Origin of the sequence: Pseudomonas inefficax (genome assembly GCF_900277125.1) — a bacterium.
GTDB classification, from domain to species: Bacteria; Pseudomonadota; Gammaproteobacteria; order Pseudomonadales; family Pseudomonadaceae; genus Aquipseudomonas; species Aquipseudomonas inefficax.
On sequence record NZ_OPYN01000108.1, the window covers coordinates 19,280 to 36,207 of the forward strand.

Below are 16,928 nucleotides of genomic sequence, written 5' to 3' on the forward strand. Positions count from 1 at the left end.
CCTGTGGGAGCGGGTTTACCCGCGAAGAAGCCCTTGGATCAATGCACGGTCTTGCGCTGCCGTACACACTCCTGGGCCTGAGCGGTCAGTTCGTCCAGCCGCTCATCCCGCATCTGTTCCGCTTCGATCATCGCATCCTCACCCTGCTGGTTGAGCAGGTAGGTATGGATCTGCATCACTTCCGCCGTCTGGTAGATCGGCGCAATATCCAGCCGCCCGATCAGCGCGCCGCTAGCCTGCCCGGTACTGCTCATCAGTACCTGCGGCCCGTTGGCGGCCACCACCTGCATGCCCATCGCCTCGAACCACGGTACCTGGCCGGCGAAGGCATTCAGCTCGACGCAGGCATGGCGTGCCTGCAGGTCGCCCAGCAGGGCGCGGGCGATGCCCTGGCGACGATGGCTGGCGCGCACGGCCAGGAACGCCAGGGCGCACGCCTGTTCATCGTCCTCGGCCGGCAATGACAGCGCAAAACCCAGCAACTGGTCCGGCGCCTCGGCGTCCAGCGCCAGGGTCAGCGCCACGGTCAGGCCGCGGGCGCCGTCCAGCGCTTGCAGGTACTGGTGCACCTCCATGCCGACGCCGTACTGGTACAGCGGGTACAGCGGATTGTCGGCGCTGATGGCGACGCTGCTCAGTTCGCCGACGTGGTGGATCACCAGTTCGCGGATCTGGTTCTGGAAAGATTCAGGCGGCACGCTGTCGAGGCGGCTCAGGATGAACATCGGGGGGTGGGCTCCGGCGGGTAGATGGACGGCCCGCGCCATGCGGGCGCGGGCTGTACAGTCTAACCGGTTTTGCCGATCAGCCTTGTATCTGCAATGCACCGAGCATCAGGTCGAGGTTCTGCACCGCCGCGCCGGAGGCACCTTTGCCGAGGTTGTCGAACACTGCGGTCAGCAGCACCTGACCATGCTCAGGGTTGGCGTAAAGCGCCAGGCGCAGGTCGTTGCTGTCGTTCAACACCTCGGGGTCGAGGTTTGGCGCTGCGCCGTGCTGGTGCAGGGGCATCAGCTGGACGTGGCGGGCACCCTGGTAATGCTGCTGCAGGCAGGCCTGCAGCTGTTCGGCACTGACCTGGCCGGGCAGCAGGCGCAACTGCAGCGGGATGCTTAGCACGATGCCCTGGCGGTAGGCACCGTAGCCGGGCATGAACATCGGCCGCGCCGACAGCCCGGCGTGCTGCTGGATCTCCGGCACATGCTTGTGCGCCAGCTCCAGGCCGTACAGTTGCAGGGTCGGGGTTTTGCCGGCGGCGGGCTGTTCATGGCGTTCGACTGCGGCGCGGCCACCACCGGAATAGCCGGAGATGGCGTGGATGTTCAGCGGGTAATCCGCTGGCAGCAGGCCGGCCTTGACCAGTGGGCGCAACAGGGCGATGGCGCCGGTAGGGTAGCAGCCGGGGTTGCTGACGCGCTTGCTGTGCGCGATGCGCTCGGCTTGGTGCTCGTCGAGCTCCGGCAGGCCATAGACCCAGCCTGGGCTGGTGCGGTGCGCGGAGCTTGCGTCGATCACCCGCACCTGCGGGTTGTGGATCGCCGCCACGGCCTCGCGGGCGGCGTCGTCGGGCAGGCACAGCACGGCGATGTCGGCGCTGTTGATTGCCTCGCGGCGGCGTTGCGGGTCTTTGCGTTCGGCTTCGGGCAGAGTCAGCAGGCGCAGGTCGCTGCGGCCTTGCAGGCGGGCATGAATCTGCAGGCCGGTGGTGCCTTGGTCACCGTCGATGAAAACAACAGGGGTATGCATGGTCAAAATCCGGTCTGGGAGGGATGACCTATGCTCGCTTGTGGCTTTGCTAAAGAAAATTTGAATATCATGATGCTAATGTTCACTTTTTCTGAATATGTAAACCATGCCGGCCTCTTCGCAGCACAAGGCTGCTCCTACAAGGAGCGGTGTTTCCTTTGTAGGAGCAGCCTTGTGCTGCGAAGAGGCCGGCAAAGCCAAGAAGGCTTCATGTCATGCGCGAAATCAGCCTCGATCGCCTCCGCACCCTGGTGGTCATCTCCGACCTGGGCTCCTTTGCCGAAGCCGCTCGCCAGCTCAACCTGGCACCGCCCACCATCAGCCTGCACGTAGCCGAGCTGGAGGCGCGCATCGGCGCCCCGTTGCTTACCCGCACTCGCGGCCAGGTGCGGCCCACGGTCATCGGCGAAACCCTGCTGGCACGTGCCCGCCGCCTGCTGGCTGACGCCGACCTGGCGCTGGATGAAGTGCGCCGGCAGGTCGAGGGCCTGACCGGCCGGGTACGCCTGGGCGCTTCCACCGGTGCCATCGCCCACCTGCTGCCGCAGGCGCTGGAGCACCTGCGCTCGGTGCACCCAGGGATCGATGTGCAGGTACAGGTGCTGACCTCCCAGGCCTCGTTGGCGCGCTTGCGCGAGGGCACGCTGGATATCGGCCTGGTGGCCTTGCCACAGGTGGCCGGCAAAGGGCTTGCGGTTACGCCCTGGCGGCGCGACCCGATCCTGGCCTACGTGCCGGCCGACTGGCAGCCGCCGGCCAGGGTCACGCCGGCCTGGCTGGCGCAGCGGGCGTTGATCCTCAACGACAGCAGCACCCAGCTTTCGCGGGTGACCGGTGAATGGTTCGCGGCCGCGGGCTTGTACCCCGAGCCGCGAATCGAGCTGAACTACAACGATGCGATCAAGAGCCTGGTCGGGGCCGGGTATGGGGCGACGCTGCTGCCGCAGGAGGGGGAGGCGGCCGAGCTGGACCGGCGCATTGCCCGCCGACCGTTGTGGCCGGGTTTGTGGCGGCAATTGGGTATTGCTTGCCGGGAAGGGCAGGTGGAGCGGGCCACGGGGTATGTGTTGCAGGCGTTGGAGCGGTTGCGCCAGTAGGGGGCTGCTGTGCAGCCCATCGCCGGCAAGCCAGCTCCCACAGGGACCCCACAATGATCAGGCCTGTGGTGTCCTGTGGGAGCAACTGTCTTGCTCAATTTCTAAAAGCTGGCGCGATCCCTGTGGGAGCGGGCGCGCCCGCGAACACGGGCGAAGCCCGTGCCATCCACCGCGTCGCCTGTTTCACGGGCTTGCCCGCTCCCACAGGTACTGCGCAAGTCTTGAGGGCAGCGCGGTCGGGGTGGGAGCTGGCTTGCCGGCGATTGGGCCGCAAAGCGGCCCCAGGGTCACTCCCGCTCTCGGGCCCGCACCGCAGTCACTGTCTCCCCGCCAACCCCCCAGTTATCGGTCGGCACCTCCTCGATCACCACAAAGGTACTGGCCGGTGGCTTGCCCAGCACCTGCTGCAGCATGTGGGTCGTCTGTTCGATCAGCTGGCGCTTGTGCTCAGCGCTCACGCCTTCATCGGTCACGCGAATATGGACATAGGGCATGGTTGCTCGCTCCTCGGTTCAATGCCAGGTGCCAGCGGTACTACCGCCATCCACCGGCAGGATCACGCCGCTGACGAAGCGTGAGTCGGCCAGGTACAACACTGCATCCACAACATCCTGTGGCAAGCCGGTGCGGCCACTGGGCGACAGCGCGCCCATGCCTTGGGTGTTGCCGCCATGCAGCGGTGTATCGATGATCCCCGGCGCCACCGCGTTCACCTGCACGCCGCTGGCTGCAAGTTCCAGGGCCAGGCCTTTCACCGCCTGGTTCAGGCCACCCTTGACCAGTACCGGCAGCAGGGCCGGCACGCGGGTGTCCGGTTGCAATGCGATGGAGGCGGTGATGGCGATGATCTGCCCATGCCCCTGCCTGGTCATGATCCGCGCGGCCTCCTGGGCCGGGTAGAAGAAGCCCTTGAGGTTGGTGCCGACCAGGGCATCGACATCCGCTTCGCTGTAGTCGGCAAATGGCTTGGCAATGAAGATGCCGGCGTTGTTGATCAGCAGGTCGACCCCGCCAAAGGCTTGCTCGGCGCTGGCGAACAGGCGCTGCGCGGTGCCCGGCTCGGCAATGTCGCCAGCCACGCCGATGAAGCGCGATGGGTTGCCGAGGCGAGCAGCGGCTTGCTCCAGGCGGGCCTTGCTGCGGGCATTGCCGACCACGTTGTCGCCGCGTTCGAGGAAGGCCTCGGCCAAGGCGAAACCCAGGCCGCTCGAGGCCCCGGTAATGATGACGGTGCGTGGCGTATTCATGTGCATGATCTCCAGTGAAGTGAGCCATGGGCTCGGTGTGAAGCCACTGTAGGTTGCAATCAGAACTTGAAAAATGAGGCGCAGAGCATTTCAATCGATACATCATGTAATCAATCAGGCCGTCATGACCCGCCATTTCGACGATTTGCAACTGGGCAGCCTGGAGCTGTTCTGCCTGGCCGCTGACAGCGGCAGCTTCACTGCTGCGGCCACGGAGGCCGGTGTTACGCCGGCGGCGGTCAGCCGCAGCGTGGCGCGCCTGGAAGAGCGCCTGGGCGTGCGTCTGTTCGTCCGCACCACCCGGCAGATGCGCCTGTCCGCAGCCGGCCAGGCCTATTACCAGCAATGCCGGCAGGCACTGGGGCAGTTGGTGGAGGCCGAGCGCCAGGTCACCGGCGGGCAGGTCGAGCCGAGTGGTCGGCTGCGCATCAGTGCACCCACGCCCTATGCCCACCACCGGCTGTTGCCGCTGCTGCCGCGGTTTCGCCAGCGCTACCCAAAGGTGCAGGTGGATGTGCATGTCAGCAACCGCAACGTCGACTTTGCCGAGGAACCATTCGACCTGGCCATTCGTGGCCGCGAGCCGGCCGATTCACGGTTGGTGGCGCGTCGCCTGGAAGATGCCGAACTGGTGGTGGTTGCCACGCCGGGCTACCTGGCTCGTGCCGGCACGCCACGAACACCGCACGACCTGCTGCAACATGAGTGCATCCAGTTCGAACTGCCCAGCAGTGGCCGCCACCCACCATGGAGCTTTCGCCAGCAGGGCCAGCAGGTGGAGATCGAAACCCAGGGTGGGTTCACCTGCCTGGGCGACTTCCTGGCTACCGCCACGCTTGTGCGCCATGGCGGTGGGCTGATGCAGGCATACCGCTTTACCGTGCAGGACGCACTGGCCAGTGGCGAACTGGTGGAAGTGCTCGCCGAATTTGGCGGCACTTCGCGGCCGTTCATGCTGATCTACCCCCAGGCCCGGCACATGTCGCTGCGGGTGCGGGTGTTCATCGATTTTCTGTTTGCCGAGGGAGCATGGTCCCCGGGTTGAGGCGAGGCGCCGGGGCGTATGGCCGACTATGCTGTTTGCTGCGTCGAGCCAATGTCATCTCGACGACCCTTCAGGTTTTCCAGGAGAACGCTCCATGAAATCCACGAAATGCATACCTTTGCTGGTGATTGCCTCGGTCCTCAGTTTTGCCGCACACGCAGACCCGGCGAGCAACTGTGCGGCCAAGATCAAGGAGCTTGAGGATTTCGACAAGGCCAGTGGCCAGGCAATGCATGGCGGCATGGCCCACGACTTCAAAGTCCACCTGCAAAATGCCAAGGATGCTCAGAGCAAGGGTGATATGAAGCAGTGTCAGGCCTCGGCCGACCAGGCCAAGACTATCTACAACAAGGCACGTAGCAGATAAATGCTTACTGGCCCTTTCGCGGGTAAACCCGCTCCCACAACATCTCCAACAGGCTCAAGGCCAGCGCGGTACCTGTGGGAGCGGGCAAGCCCGCGAAGAGGTCAGTACAGGAAAGCCCAGTCAGAACCAGCGATCGTTTTTCCGGCGCCCACGGGTCAGCGCCGGCAGGATCAGCCCCGCCAGCAAGCCCGCGCCCGCAATGCTGCCGCCATACACCATGTAGCGCATCATCACCTGCTTGTTCTCGTCCCCCAGGCGCGCCTGGGTATCGCGCAGCTGCGACTGGCTCTGGTCAAACTGTTCATTCAGCGCCTTGTTGCGTGCTTCCAGTTCGTCTATCAGCTTCTTGCGTGAATCGAGGGTTTCCTGCATGCCCTGCACGCGGTTCTTCCAGCTGTCGTCAATGTTCTTCAGCTGCCCGGTCAGGTCCGCGACCTGGGCATCTAACTGCGGCAGGCGTTCGCTCTGGCCTGGCACCGACTGCAGGTCGTTGCTGAGAATCCACACCAGATCGCCGTTCTGCCCGCGCACTTGGCTGTAGTTGCCCTGGGTGCCGATCAGGGTGAGCTTCTGCCCGGACTTGAGCGTACCGACAATGCGGTGGCCATCGGTGGGGCCACTGCGCACGTAGGTGCTCAGGCTGTCGCTGACCCAGCGTGCATCGCTGGCAGGCTCTTCGGCGTGTACCGGCGCGGCAAGGGTCACCAGGCTGGCGATCAGGCCGCCGCGCAGGGCAGTGAGGGCGGAAGCAGTTAGGCGGGAATCGGGCATGTTGGGTCTTCGCTGAAACAGGACAAAAGTAGGCCCGGTGACTGGGCCGATGAACCGGTCGGTGGGTTGACCGTCAGCGAAAGACCGTTTTTTTGTAAGCGGGTTCACTACCTGGTGTCGGAAATGTCTGCAGGATGTTGCAGCGACCCATCCGGCAACTCGGACTAGACTCATAGGCTCACACTCTTTCATGGAGCAAGGCCATGACTGCCAAGAACACCGTCTGCCTCTGGTACGACAACGACGCCGAGGAGGCGGCGAGCTTCTACGCCAGGGTCTTTCCCGACAGCAAGGTAGTAGCCCTGCACAAGGCGCCGAGTGATTACCCGTCGGGCAAGGAGGGCGATGTGATCACGGTGGAGTTCACCGTCATGGGGATCCCCTGCGTGGGGCTCAATGGAGGTAAGGCCTTCACCCATTGCGAGGCATTTTCATTCCAGGTCAGCACTGAGGATCAGGCCGAGACCGACCGCTTGTGGGATGCCATTGTCGATAATGGCGGCGAGGCCAGCGTCTGCGGTTGGTGCAAGGATAAATGGGGGATTTCGTGGCAGATCACCCCGCGCATCCTCATCGAAGCCATCGGCCACCCCGACCGGGCAGCGGCCAAGCGGGCATTCGAGGCAATGATGCAGATGGGCAAGATCGATGTGGCCAGGATAGAGGCGGCGTTGAAGGGCTGACCGCGGCGCCTGCTTCGCGGGTGAACCCGCTCCCACAGGGATCGCGCCAGATTTTAGAAATTGAGCAAGACAGTTGCTCCCACCTCGACCGCAATGGCCTCAAGCCATACGCAAAACTCTGTGGGAGCTGGCTTGCCTGCGATGGGCTGCAACGCAGCCCCCGGTTTCACTGGCGTACCCAATCAGTTTCCGGTCACTTCGGTCTCTGCCGAGGTCGGTTTGGTCGAAGTCTTCTTCTCCTGCACCACGATGTAGAACTCTTCGCCATGCTTCACCGCGCCATACAGCACGGCCTTTTCGATCAGTTCGTTGCCGCGCAGGTGGCGCAGCATCATCGGGTCCTTGCGCAGGTCGCGGTACAGCGCCAGGCAAAGCAGCACCATCACCACCACGAACGGCAGGGCCACGACGATGGTCAAATTCTGCAGGCCGGTCAGCGCCTCACCGGGATCGCGCGGGTCGCCGATTGCCAGCATGATCGCCGCCACCGTACCGGTCAGCGCGCCCCAGAAGATCACCGTGCGCCGTGATGGCGTGGTAGTGCCGTGTTCGGACAGCGTGCCCATCACCAGCGAGGCCGCATCAGCCCCGGAGACGAAGAAGATACCCACCAGAACCATCACCAGCACTGATGTCGCCGAGGCCAGCGGGTAGCTGTCCAGCAACTGGTACAGTGCGTGGTTGCTGTTGACCGCGCCATTGGCCAGCTGGAAGGCGCCTTCGCGCAGGGCTTCGATACTCGCACCGCCAAAGATGGTGAACCACACCAGGCTGACCAGGCTCGGTACCAGCAGTACCCCGGTAACGAACTGGCGGATGGTGCGGCCGCGGCTGATGCGGGCGATGAACATGCCCACGAACGGCGTCCAGGAAATCCACCAGGCCCAGTAGAACACGGTCCAGCCGGCCAGCCAGCTGTTCATCTGTTCACCGCCGCTTGCGTTGGTGCGGGCCATCATTTCAGGCAGCATCTTGACGTAGATGCCAATCGAGGTTGGCAGCAGGTTGAGCATCAGCAGGGTCGGGCCGACCATGAACACGAACACCGCCATCACCAGCGCCAGCACCATGTTGGTGTTGGACAGCCACTGGATACCTTTGCCGATGCCCGACACCGCCGAGGTGACGAAGGCGATGGTCAGCAGGGTGATGATCGAGATGTAGAACAGTTTGCCGGGGCTTTCGATCCAGCCGTTGTATTCCAGGCCACCGGCGATCTGCAGCGCGCCCAGGCCCAGCGAGGCCGCCGAGCCGAACAGCGTGGCGAAGATCGCCATCATGTCGATCAGGCGGCCGAGCGGGCCGTTGGCATGCTTGCCGATCAACGGCCGGAAGGCGGCAGAGATGAGCTGCGAACGGCCGCGGCGGAAGGTGCCATAGGCAATTACCAGACCGACGATGGCGTACATGGCCCAAGGGTGCAGGGTCCAGTGGAACAGCGTGGTGGCCATGGCCACCTGCATCGCTTCGCTGGACTGCCCGGCGGTCGTCGCTGGTGGTGGCGACACATAGTGCGACAGCGGTTCGGCAACGCCGAAGAACATCAGGCCGATGCCCATGCCGGCGCTGAACATCATCGCCACCCAGGACACCGTGCGGAATTCTGGCTGCTCGCCATCACGGCCCAGCGGGACCCGGCCGTAACGACTGGCGGCCAGCCACAGCACGAACACCACGAACAGCGAGGAAGTAAGCACGAAGAACCAGCCGAAGTTGAGAATGACCCAGGATTGCGCGCTGGAGGCGCTGCTGGCGAGGCTGGCCTGGTTGAGGAAGCCCCAGAGAACGAAAGCGATTGCCAGGAGGCTGGTGAAACCAAAGACGATCCAGTCAAGCTTGCCCTCGAAATGCCGGTCCTGGCGTGCTTCTGCGGTTTTCGAGGGGTCCGTCACGCCAAGGTCGAGCGTTTCGGTGATGTGTTCCTTTGCCATGAATGATGAGGCCCCTTTTTCGGCTTACCTGCTGGTGCAGGCTTGTAGTTGTGTGGGCGACCGAGTTCGATGACTGTCTCGGCGAGGAGATTGCTGGCGCGATTATCCTGCGCACGAAACGGCGGCTCCTGTCCCGATAACGCCCCAGGGCGTCCATTACGCGACCTGCCAAATACTTTTAGTTCTGGGGAGGATGACCCTTTCTGCTTCGCGTTCTGGTACCCTGATGGGCATTCCCCGGGCCTGCACATCCGAGCATCGTAGAAGCGTTGCTGCTTGTGGACCTGGCCGTACCAGGAAACGGAGATTCGTCCAAATGGCCACTGACCGTGTGAGCCTGATTCACTTCGATAAATTGAGCATGAGCCCTGCCGCTGCCGATCGGTTCCAGAAAGCCCTCGACGCGCTGGAAGCGCTCAAGCTGCAGGACCGTTACGTGTATCTCATCGCTCCTTATCTGGGTGATATCGCTGACGCCTCCGACCGCGAACAACTGGCCACCGCCCTGGCGCAGGGCCTGCGCGTGGTCGACGAGTTGCTGGCTGCCAAGTCGGTCAACAAGGACAAGGCCGAGGAAGTGCGCCAGGTGTTCCACAACGCCGCCGAGCGTGCGCAGGCAGAATTGCCTGGCTGAGTGGCGGCATGGCCAAAGACATCGACAACCCCTGCGTCTCGCTGTGCCAGCTCAATAGCGAGCTGTGCGTGAGCTGCGGTCGCACCCGTGAGGAAATCCGCAAATGGCGGGGCATGAAGCGCCCCGAGAAGATGGCCACCGTGCAGCGGGCGGCAACGCGGATGAAGGCTATCGCCAAGAAGGCAGCCAAGCGGCAGAATGCCGACTGAACCTGCGCCTTTGCGCGCGGCCTTTCCTGACTGTCTGACGAGCCTGAAATGGATTCTCACTCGCTGTTCGCTTTTACCCTGGTCGCTGCAATCGCGATCGCCAGCCCTGGCCCTGCCACACTGATGGCCATCAACAACAGCCTGGCCCATGGCCAACGCAGCGCGATCTGGTCGTCGCTGGGCAATGGTTCGGGCCTGTTCTGCCTGTCGGCAGCCGCCATGCTGGGCTTGGGGGCGCTGCTGGCCAGTTCTGAAGTGCTGTTCAACGCCGTGAAGATCCTGGGGGCGGGCTACCTGTTCTACCTGGGGGCGCGGCAATTGCTGAAAAAGAGCCCGATGCTGGTGCAGGGCACCGCAGAGGGTATGGCCAAGGCCCGGCCCACGCCGCTTAAACTTTACAAGTCGGCGTTTCTCACGGCAGTGACCAACCCCAAGGCGACCATGTTCTTCACCGCACTGTTCCCGCAGTTCATCGACCAGGGGGCGGCGTTGCTGCCGCAGTTCCTGATCCTGACCGGGATATTCGTGGCGTTGTCGCTGGTTTCGCTGAGCCTTTATGCCGCGCTGGCGGCGCGGGCCAAGGGCGTGCTGACCCGGCCGTCGCTGTCGCGCTGGGTGAGCCGGGTGGTGGGCACGACCTTCATCGGTTTTGGCGCGGCGATCCTGGCGATGCGCCGGCAGGGGGCCTGAAGTACTAGGGGCGCTCCCCTGACCGATGAAAGGCCAACCTGATCGCCATACATGGTCCAGACTATTTGCAGCACGCACTGATGGGTGCTGCAGTCGACCACAGGATGTGGCAGCCTTTGGCCACCGCTCCGGGTCTGCGGATGTTACATGTGCCGAGGGTTGTCGATGATCGAGCGCTGCTTTCGCCACGCTTTGCTGCTGTTGCCGTGCCTGCTGCTGCCGCTGGCGGGGGTAGCGCACGAGGAATGCCGGCGGCTGACTGCCACCGGCAACCCTGAATACCCCCCGTACCTGTGGCGCGACCCGCAAAACCCCCGGCAACTGATCGGTGCCAATGCCGACCTGCTCAAGTACCTGGGCAAGCAGCTGGGGCTGGAAATCGAGGTGGTCTACAGCGGGCCGTGGTCGCGCGCCCAGGAAGAAGTGCGCACGGGCCGGATCGACCTGATGGCCGGGTATTTCCTGACCAAGGCCCGTCAGCAGCAGATGGACTTCATTGCCCCGGCATTCCTGCATACCCCAAGCGTTGTCTGGGTGCGCCAGGACAATACCTTTGCCTACCGGCAATGGGCCGACCTGAAGGGCCGCAAAGGCGGCACGCTGGTCAACAACAGCCACGGCCAGCAGTTCGACGATTACGCCCGGGCCAACCTCACCCTCGAAGCAGTACCCGGTGCCAGGCAGGCATTCGAGAAGTTGATGCACAAGCGCAGCGATTACGTGGTGTACGAGCAGTATCCCGGCTTGGCGCTGGCGCGCACCTTGGGGATTGCAGACACTGTACAGGTGCTGGAGCCACCGATATCCAGCGAAGGGCTGTACCTGGCGCTGTCGCATGCCTCGCCCTGCAACCAGCCGCAGCTGCGTGAGGCGCTGGCCAGGGAGATGGAAAAGATCGTTGCCGGGGCGTTGCCGGAGCAGCTGTTGCAGCAAAACCTGGAGCGTTGGCAATAAATAGCAGCCTGGTATGCGGTCCCTTGTAGGAGCGGCCTTGTGTCGCGATGGGGCGCGAAGCGGCCCCCGTTTTTCAGCTTCGCCGCAGATATCGCCGGGGCCGCTTCGCGCCCCATCGCGACACAAGGCCGCTCCTACAAGGACCGCGCCAGCTGCTCGGCTTCCTTGGCCCGGGTCACGCTGACCGCGTTCTTCGTCGCAAGTATCTCGGCCATGACGCTGACGGCAATTTCGGCTGGGGTCTTGCTACCGATATAAATGCCGATCGGGCCATGCAGGCGCTGCAACGACGCTTCGCTTTCACCAAAATGTTCAATCAGCCGCTCGCGGCGCAGCTGGCTGTTGCGCCGTGAGCCGATGGCGCCGATATAGAACGCCGGGCTGTGCAGGGCTTCGAGCAGGGCCAGGTCGTCCAGCTTCGGGTCGTGGCTGACAGCGACGATGGCGCTGCGCAGGTCCGGGGCGAAGGCACGGACCACATCGTCCGGCATGCCGGCCAGGTGGTTGACGCCGGCAACGTTCCAGCCTGCCGTATGCTCGGGGCGCGGGTCGCACAGTGAAACGCTGAAGCCATTGAACAGGGCCATGGTCGCCAGGTATTCGGCGAGCGCGCCAGCACCGATCAGCAGCAGGCGGTAGCCGGGGCCCAGGGTACTGAGCATGTGCCGGCCATCGAAGCTGAACAGGTCGGGCGTGCTGGTGGCGGTGAGGCTGGCTTTGCCGCTGCCCAGGTCGAGCCCACGGCGTACCAGATTGCCGCCGTCGAGGCCGGCGAGCAGTTGCTCGAGGTGTGGCAGCGACGGGGCGAATTCCAGGACAAGTTCGAGGGTGCCGCCGCAGGGCAGGCCGAAGCGGTGGGCCTCGTCGGCACTGACGCCATAGCGCACCACCTGGGGCAGGCCGCCGGGCATGCCGGGGCCGCCGTAAGCGCTGGTGTAGCGGTGAATGAGGTCGTCCTCGATGCAGCCGCCAGAGACACTGCCGACCACACGGCCGTCGCTGCGCAGAGCCATCATCGAGCCAACCGGGCGGGGGGAGGAACCCCAGGTGCGGGCGACCGTGGCGAGCAGGGTGCGGTGGCCGGCGGCGAGCCAGTCTCGGGTGGTGCGCAGGACCAGCAGGTCGATGCTTTCCATGGGGACTCCGGTAAAGCTTGGGGGTTCAAGGGGGCTGTAACGGCCTCTTCGCGGGTGAACCCGCTCCCACAGGTACTGCACAGGTCTTAGGAGCAGTGCAAATCCTGTGGGAGCGGGTTCACCCGCGAAGAGGCCGGCACAGCCACCAAACTCATCGCATATGCAAAATGATCGGGCTACTACTGGCCGGGTCGGTATGCCCACGCAACTTGCCCACCGCCTGCGCATTCACCGCGCCACCATTGTTCCCCCAGGCACTGCGCACGAAACCCAGCACATCAGCAATTTCCTGGTCACTCAATTGCTCGCGGAAGGCCGGCATGCGATAGGCATCGGGCAACCCGGCCGTTACCACCCGCTGCGAACCATTGAGGGTGATATTGATCGCCGATGCGTCTTCCCTGGCCAGTGCCGAGGTGGCGCCGGCCAAGGGTGGCATCCATTCGGCCTGGCCCTTTCCGTCCAGGCCGTGGCACGACGCACAGCGGGTTGCATAGGTATGTGCCCCAGGCCTGTCGAGCCACGCTGGCGTCGATTCAGCCTGGTACTGCCACGGCGCACCGTCGCGTTGCGGGTCGCCGGGTAGCGACTTCAGGTAGCGGGCAATGGCGGCCAGGTCGTCGTCATTCATGAACTGCGTAGAGTTGTTGAATGCCTCGGTCATCGAGCCGAATACCACCGCGTGCCGGTTGCGTCCGGTCTTGAGGAACTGCGCGATCTCGGCCTCGCTCCAGCGCCCCAGCCCGGTGTTGGGGTCGGCACGCAGGCTCGGTGCATACCAACCGTCGAGCAGGGCACCAGCAAGGAACGGCTTGCCGCTGTCATCCAGGGCCTTTTCGTTGAAGGCCAGGCCGCGCGGCGTATGGCAGCTACCGCAGTGGCCAGGGCCCTGGACGATGTAGGCACCGCGGTTCCACTGTGCATCCTGCCCGGCATGATCGGCGTATGGTGTGGTGGCGGCGAACAGGCCGTTCCATATGGCAATGGGCCAGCGCCAGTTCAGCGGCCAGGGAATGTCGCTGGCAAGGTTGGCTTGCTGCACGGGTTGCACGCCGTGCATGAAGAAGGCGTACAGCGCCTTTACATCGTCATCGCTGAGCTTGGCGTAGGACGGGTAGGGCATCGCCGGGTACAACCGCCGGCCACCAGGCGCGACGCCCTGGCGGACGGCACGGTCGAAGTCGGCCAGGCTGTAGCCACCGATGCCGGTGTCGCGGTCGGGGGTGATGTTGGTGGCGTGGATCGCCCCCAGCGGGGTGGCCATTTCCAGCCCGCCGGCGAACGGTTTGCCGTCCGGCAGGCTGTGGCAGGCCACGCAGTCGCTGAGGCGGGCCACGTACTCGCCACGGCTGACCAGCGCCGGGTCGGCAGCGGTGGCCTGCGCATCGGCAAATGGCGAGGCGGGCTCGCGGGTGACGTACCAGGCCAGCAGGCCTGCCGCTACCAGGCACGGCAGCGCCAGCCAGCCAGCGGTTCTTGCGAAACGATGGGTCATGGGGCGTCCTTGTCTGCTCAGCTGAAGGTATGGCGGCTCAATGGCAGGCTGCGCACTCGCTGGCCGGTAAGCTGCGCGACTGCGTTGGCCACCGCCGGTGCCACCGCGGGCAACGGTGGCTCGCCAATGCCGCCCATCTTCGCCCCGCTCTCGACAATGCGCACATGCACCCTGGCCATGCGCGATGGCGGCAGGATCGGGTACAGGTCGTAGTTGCGCGCGCGCGGCTTGCCATCCACGTACACCGCTTCTTCCAGCAGCGTCTGCGACAGGCCCAGGGCGACGGCGCCGTTGACCTGATGCTCGATGATCGCCGGGTTGACGATGCTGCCCGGGTCGATGGCTTGCCAGATGTCGTGCACCTTGACCTGGCCATTCTCGATCGACACCTCGGCAATGACCGCTGCCTCCGAGCCGAACGGCGAGGCCATGGCCACGCCACGCGCCCGCTTGCTGCCATCCTCGGCGGTGAACGGTCCACGCTTCCAGCCGCCGGAAAGCTCGGCGACGGCCTGCAACAGGTTGGTCAGGCGCGGGTTGTCGCGCAGCAGGTGCAGGCGCAGTTCGAACGGGTCCTTGCCGCCTTTGTCGGCCAGTTCGTCGAGGAACGATTCATAGAAGAAGTCGTTCAGCGAGTTGCCCACCGAGCGCCAGTAGCCGAGCATCGCCGGGCCTTTCACGTAGATCTGCGCGATGCGCTTGTTGGCGATGGCGTAGGACTTGCCCGACAGCCCTTCGAGCGCAGTCGGGTCGAGCTTCTCGCCTTGCTTGCCGGCGATGGCTTCGGTCGGGCCTTCGGTGGCGCTCACTGCTTCGAGGGCCACCGGCAGGCCGTCGGCATCCAGCCCGGCGCGGAACTTCACCACGGCGACCGGGCGCAGCACATCGCGGAGGAATTCCTCTTCGCGGCTCCAGATGAGTTTCACCGGCCGGCCGACCGCCTTGGCCAAGGCAATGGCCTGTGGGTAGGGGTTGGCCGAGTCGTACAGGAAGTGGCGGCCAAAGAAACCGCCCAGCAACGGCGAATGCAAGGTGATCTGCGCCGGGGCCAGGCCGGTGCGCTTGGCAATGTCGTCACGGAACATGTCCGGCGCCTGGTTGGGCAGCCACACTTCCAGGGTGCCGTCCGGGTTGAAGCGCGCCAGTGCCGACGGCGGTTCCAGCTGGGCGTGGTTGAGGTACTGGTTGTGGTAGGTTGCCTCGACTTGGGTCTTGGCACTGGCCAGCATGGCGGCCACATCGCCCTGGTTTTCGTCGTCGCGCGCCGGGCCCGTGACCGTGGCCAGGTGCTCGCGCCAGCCATCGCTGGAAAAGTCAGCCGGCATCGGCCGTACCGGGCTGTCGGCCGCGGGCTCCTTCCAGTCCACCTGGATGGCTTCGACCGCGCGCTTGGCGTGCCACCAGCGTTCGGCAACCACGGCCACGGCACCCGGCAGCTGATGCACCGAATGCACGCCCTTCATGGCCTTGATCTGGTCTTCGTTGCGCAGGCTGCCGACGGTCATGCCCAGGCGTGGCGCGTGCTGCACGGCAGCGTGGAGCATGCCGTCGACCTTGATGTCGATGCTGTACACAGCCTTGCCGGTGGATTTGTCGTAGGCATCCAGGCGACGTACCGGTTTGCCGATCCAGCGAAACTGGCTGGGGTCGCGCAGCTTGACGCTGGCCGGGTCCGGCACCGGCAGGTCCATGGCGCGCCCGGCCAGCTCACCGTAGGGGATGGAGCGGCCAGTCGTGGTATGTACTACATGACCCGGTGTGGTGGAGAGTTCTTCGACCGGCACGCCCAGCTGCTCGGCGCCCGCCTGCAGCAGCATGGCCCGGGCGAGGGCGCCCAGGCGGCGCATGGTCGGGTAGCTCATGCGCACCGACATGCTGCCGCCGGTGATGCGCATGCCATTTTCCATCACTACATAGGCTTCGCCGGGCGGCGCGCTGTCGACCACGAAATTGGCCGGGTCGACGTCCAGCTCTTCACCGACGATCTGCGCCATGGCGGTGAAGGGGCCTTGGCCACCTTCCATGAACGGGCTGAGCAGGCGCACTTTGCCGTCCGGGCGGATCTCCAGAAACGCCGGCACCTGCGTGCCGCGCTCCGGGGTTGCGGCGGCGGCTGCCTGCAGGCGGGCCGACCCCATGGGCAGGCCGAAGCCCAGCACCAGGGCACCGACAGCCGTGCCGGCAAGAAAGCGCCGACGCGACAGGTTGACCGTTTCGCCCAGTTGCAGCTTGAGCAGTTCGGCGGGGGTATCGACTGGTTTGTTCATCAGGCCTTCTCCCCTTGGGCCAGCTCATGCACGGCCGCATGTATGGCGTTGTAGGTGCCGCAGCGGCACAAGTTGACCATGGCTGCTTCGATCTGTGCGTCACTGGGCTTGGGCGTATGCTTGAGCAGCGCCGTGGCCGCCATTACCTGGCCCGACTGGCAGTAGCCGCACTGGGCCACCTGGTGCTCGACCCAGGCCGCGACCACCCGTTTGCCGACGGCATCGGCCTCGATCGCCTCGATGGTGGTCACCTCGCGCCCGACCACGCCGGCCACCGGCGTGACGCAAGCGCGCACCACGTTGCCGTCCACCAGTACCGAACAGGCGCCGCACTGGGCCAGGCCGCAGCCATACTTGGTGCCGGTCAGCCCCAGGTCGTCGCGGATCACCCACAGCAGGGGCGTGTCGGCGTCTGCCTCGACCTGGTAGGTCTTCTGGTTGATGCGTAGTTCCATGGTTCACCTGCCCGTCAACGGTTGCTGTCGCTTGGTTTCTTCTGAGTGGGGAGTACGGTGCTCCCCAGTGCAGAAACGCTAGCACAGCAGGGTGACCGCCGGTCTGCTGGCGGGGGCAGGTTCAGAGGATCAGGCAAGCAATTCGGTGAAATGCGCAAGTCTTTACCGGCCCTTCAGGCGTTTCGCTAAATCCGAGACAGG

Annotated in this window: 18 protein-coding genes; 8 read left to right on the plus strand and 10 right to left on the minus strand. The window is 64.7% G+C overall.

Going from position 1 to position 16,928, the window contains the following annotated elements:
• Nucleotides 1-38: 38 nt before the first annotated feature.
• Both JV551A3_RS13505 and argC read right to left on the minus strand, forming a co-directional pair.
• Nucleotides 39-725, minus strand: a complete 687-nt coding sequence (locus JV551A3_RS13505) for a GNAT family N-acetyltransferase (RefSeq protein WP_133971864.1) — start codon at nucleotides 723-725, stop codon at nucleotides 39-41.
• A gap of 79 nt (nucleotides 726-804) precedes the next feature.
• Nucleotides 805-1,746: an N-acetyl-gamma-glutamyl-phosphate reductase gene (gene argC / locus JV551A3_RS13510; RefSeq protein WP_133971866.1), complete on the minus strand. Its 942-nt coding sequence runs from the start codon at nucleotides 1,744-1,746 to the stop codon at nucleotides 805-807.
• Between the two features lie 215 nt (nucleotides 1,747-1,961).
• Here argC and JV551A3_RS13515 point away from each other — a divergent pair, with 215 nt between their 5' ends.
• Nucleotides 1,962-2,843, plus strand: a complete 882-nt coding sequence (locus tag JV551A3_RS13515) for a LysR family transcriptional regulator (protein WP_133978785.1) — start codon at nucleotides 1,962-1,964, stop codon at nucleotides 2,841-2,843.
• Between the two features lie 287 nt (nucleotides 2,844-3,130).
• Here JV551A3_RS13515 and JV551A3_RS13520 read toward each other — a convergent pair whose 3' ends face one another.
• Both JV551A3_RS13520 and JV551A3_RS13525 read right to left on the minus strand, forming a co-directional pair.
• Nucleotides 3,131-3,337: a tautomerase family protein gene (locus JV551A3_RS13520; protein ID WP_133978787.1), complete on the minus strand. Its 207-nt coding sequence runs from the start codon at nucleotides 3,335-3,337 to the stop codon at nucleotides 3,131-3,133.
• Nucleotides 3,338-3,355: 18 nt separating this feature from the next.
• Nucleotides 3,356-4,090, minus strand: coding sequence for an SDR family NAD(P)-dependent oxidoreductase (locus tag JV551A3_RS13525; RefSeq protein ID WP_133971870.1), 735 nt, complete (start codon nucleotides 4,088-4,090; stop codon nucleotides 3,356-3,358).
• A gap of 124 nt (nucleotides 4,091-4,214) precedes the next feature.
• Between JV551A3_RS13525 and JV551A3_RS13530 the strand changes: the two genes are divergently transcribed.
• Both JV551A3_RS13530 and JV551A3_RS13535 read left to right on the plus strand, forming a co-directional pair.
• Nucleotides 4,215-5,135, plus strand: a complete 921-nt coding sequence (locus JV551A3_RS13530; protein WP_133971872.1) for a LysR family transcriptional regulator — start codon at nucleotides 4,215-4,217, stop codon at nucleotides 5,133-5,135.
• A gap of 94 nt (nucleotides 5,136-5,229) precedes the next feature.
• Complete coding sequence (locus tag JV551A3_RS13535; protein WP_025338805.1) at nucleotides 5,230-5,502, plus strand: hypothetical protein; 273 nt, start codon at nucleotides 5,230-5,232, stop codon at nucleotides 5,500-5,502.
• A 120-nt stretch (nucleotides 5,503-5,622) separates the two neighbouring features.
• Here JV551A3_RS13535 and JV551A3_RS13540 read toward each other — a convergent pair whose 3' ends face one another.
• Nucleotides 5,623-6,273: a TIGR04211 family SH3 domain-containing protein gene (locus tag JV551A3_RS13540; protein WP_133971874.1), complete on the minus strand. Its 651-nt coding sequence runs from the start codon at nucleotides 6,271-6,273 to the stop codon at nucleotides 5,623-5,625.
• A gap of 203 nt (nucleotides 6,274-6,476) precedes the next feature.
• Here JV551A3_RS13540 and JV551A3_RS13545 point away from each other — a divergent pair, with 203 nt between their 5' ends.
• Nucleotides 6,477-6,956 carry a VOC family protein gene (locus JV551A3_RS13545; RefSeq protein ID WP_133971876.1) on the plus strand — a complete coding sequence of 160 codons (480 nt, stop codon included), beginning with the start codon at nucleotides 6,477-6,479 and terminating at the stop codon, nucleotides 6,954-6,956.
• A 182-nt stretch (nucleotides 6,957-7,138) separates the two neighbouring features.
• Here JV551A3_RS13545 and JV551A3_RS13550 read toward each other — a convergent pair whose 3' ends face one another.
• Nucleotides 7,139-8,887, minus strand: coding sequence for a BCCT family transporter (locus tag JV551A3_RS13550; protein ID WP_133971878.1), 1,749 nt, complete (start codon nucleotides 8,885-8,887; stop codon nucleotides 7,139-7,141).
• A 316-nt stretch (nucleotides 8,888-9,203) separates the two neighbouring features.
• Here JV551A3_RS13550 and JV551A3_RS13555 point away from each other — a divergent pair, with 316 nt between their 5' ends.
• From JV551A3_RS13555 to JV551A3_RS13570, 4 genes are all read left to right on the plus strand, one after another.
• Entirely contained in the window at nucleotides 9,204-9,521 is a 318-nt protein-coding gene (locus JV551A3_RS13555; protein ID WP_133971880.1) for a hypothetical protein, read from the plus strand.
• A gap of 8 nt (nucleotides 9,522-9,529) precedes the next feature.
• On the plus strand, nucleotides 9,530-9,730 hold the full coding sequence (locus JV551A3_RS13560; RefSeq protein ID WP_112252613.1) for a DUF1289 domain-containing protein: 201 nt from the start codon (nucleotides 9,530-9,532) through the stop codon (nucleotides 9,728-9,730).
• A 48-nt stretch (nucleotides 9,731-9,778) separates the two neighbouring features.
• Nucleotides 9,779-10,420 (plus strand): LysE family translocator, encoded by a 642-nt coding sequence (locus tag JV551A3_RS13565; RefSeq protein WP_133971882.1) that lies wholly within the window; start codon nucleotides 9,779-9,781, stop codon nucleotides 10,418-10,420.
• Nucleotides 10,421-10,585: 165 nt separating this feature from the next.
• Nucleotides 10,586-11,374, plus strand: a complete 789-nt coding sequence (locus JV551A3_RS13570; protein WP_133978789.1) for a substrate-binding periplasmic protein — start codon at nucleotides 10,586-10,588, stop codon at nucleotides 11,372-11,374.
• Between the two features lie 134 nt (nucleotides 11,375-11,508).
• Here JV551A3_RS13570 and JV551A3_RS13575 read toward each other — a convergent pair whose 3' ends face one another.
• The 4 genes from JV551A3_RS13575 to JV551A3_RS13590 form a co-directional block, all read right to left on the minus strand.
• Complete coding sequence (locus tag JV551A3_RS13575; protein ID WP_133971886.1) at nucleotides 11,509-12,510, minus strand: XdhC family protein; 1,002 nt, start codon at nucleotides 12,508-12,510, stop codon at nucleotides 11,509-11,511.
• A 151-nt stretch (nucleotides 12,511-12,661) separates the two neighbouring features.
• Nucleotides 12,662-14,005, minus strand: a complete 1,344-nt coding sequence (locus tag JV551A3_RS13580) for a c-type cytochrome (protein WP_133978791.1) — start codon at nucleotides 14,003-14,005, stop codon at nucleotides 12,662-12,664.
• A 17-nt stretch (nucleotides 14,006-14,022) separates the two neighbouring features.
• On the minus strand, nucleotides 14,023-16,272 hold the full coding sequence (locus JV551A3_RS13585; protein WP_133971890.1) for a xanthine dehydrogenase family protein molybdopterin-binding subunit: 2,250 nt from the start codon (nucleotides 16,270-16,272) through the stop codon (nucleotides 14,023-14,025).
• The gene (locus tag JV551A3_RS13590) at nucleotides 16,272-16,727 is read right to left on the minus strand and encodes a (2Fe-2S)-binding protein (protein WP_003259224.1); all 456 of its coding nucleotides are present in this window, start codon (nucleotides 16,725-16,727) and stop codon (nucleotides 16,272-16,274) included. Before JV551A3_RS13590 ends, JV551A3_RS13585 begins: the two co-directional genes overlap by 1 nt.
• Nucleotides 16,728-16,928 lie beyond the last annotated feature (201 nt).

What these genes read in the sequence shown, in the direction of transcription:
- JV551A3_RS13505 (WP_133971864.1), bottom strand. Translation starts at nt 725, where the DNA reads ATGTTCATCCTGAGCCGCCTCGACAGCGTGCCGCCTGAATCTTTCCAG.
- argC (WP_133971866.1), bottom strand. Translation starts at nt 1,746, where the DNA reads ATGCATACCCCTGTTGTTTTCATCGACGGTGACCAAGGCACCACCGGC.
- JV551A3_RS13515 (WP_133978785.1), top strand. Translation starts at nt 1,962, where the DNA reads ATGCGCGAAATCAGCCTCGATCGCCTCCGCACCCTGGTGGTCATCTCC.
- JV551A3_RS13520 (WP_133978787.1), bottom strand. Translation starts at nt 3,337, where the DNA reads ATGCCCTATGTCCATATTCGCGTGACCGATGAAGGCGTGAGCGCTGAG.
- JV551A3_RS13525 (WP_133971870.1), bottom strand. Translation starts at nt 4,090, where the DNA reads ATGAATACGCCACGCACCGTCATCATTACCGGGGCCTCGAGCGGCCTG.
- JV551A3_RS13530 (WP_133971872.1), top strand. Translation starts at nt 4,215, where the DNA reads ATGACCCGCCATTTCGACGATTTGCAACTGGGCAGCCTGGAGCTGTTC.
- JV551A3_RS13535 (WP_025338805.1), top strand. Translation starts at nt 5,230, where the DNA reads ATGAAATCCACGAAATGCATACCTTTGCTGGTGATTGCCTCGGTCCTC.
- JV551A3_RS13540 (WP_133971874.1), bottom strand. Translation starts at nt 6,273, where the DNA reads ATGCCCGATTCCCGCCTAACTGCTTCCGCCCTCACTGCCCTGCGCGGC.
- JV551A3_RS13545 (WP_133971876.1), top strand. Translation starts at nt 6,477, where the DNA reads ATGACTGCCAAGAACACCGTCTGCCTCTGGTACGACAACGACGCCGAG.
- JV551A3_RS13550 (WP_133971878.1), bottom strand. Translation starts at nt 8,887, where the DNA reads ATGGCAAAGGAACACATCACCGAAACGCTCGACCTTGGCGTGACGGAC.
- JV551A3_RS13555 (WP_133971880.1), top strand. Translation starts at nt 9,204, where the DNA reads ATGGCCACTGACCGTGTGAGCCTGATTCACTTCGATAAATTGAGCATG.
- JV551A3_RS13560 (WP_112252613.1), top strand. Translation starts at nt 9,530, where the DNA reads ATGGCCAAAGACATCGACAACCCCTGCGTCTCGCTGTGCCAGCTCAAT.
- JV551A3_RS13565 (WP_133971882.1), top strand. Translation starts at nt 9,779, where the DNA reads ATGGATTCTCACTCGCTGTTCGCTTTTACCCTGGTCGCTGCAATCGCG.
- JV551A3_RS13570 (WP_133978789.1), top strand. Translation starts at nt 10,586, where the DNA reads ATGATCGAGCGCTGCTTTCGCCACGCTTTGCTGCTGTTGCCGTGCCTG.
- JV551A3_RS13575 (WP_133971886.1), bottom strand. Translation starts at nt 12,510, where the DNA reads ATGGAAAGCATCGACCTGCTGGTCCTGCGCACCACCCGAGACTGGCTC.
- JV551A3_RS13580 (WP_133978791.1), bottom strand. Translation starts at nt 14,005, where the DNA reads ATGACCCATCGTTTCGCAAGAACCGCTGGCTGGCTGGCGCTGCCGTGC.
- JV551A3_RS13585 (WP_133971890.1), bottom strand. Translation starts at nt 16,272, where the DNA reads ATGAACAAACCAGTCGATACCCCCGCCGAACTGCTCAAGCTGCAACTG.
- JV551A3_RS13590 (WP_003259224.1), bottom strand. Translation starts at nt 16,727, where the DNA reads ATGGAACTACGCATCAACCAGAAGACCTACCAGGTCGAGGCAGACGCC.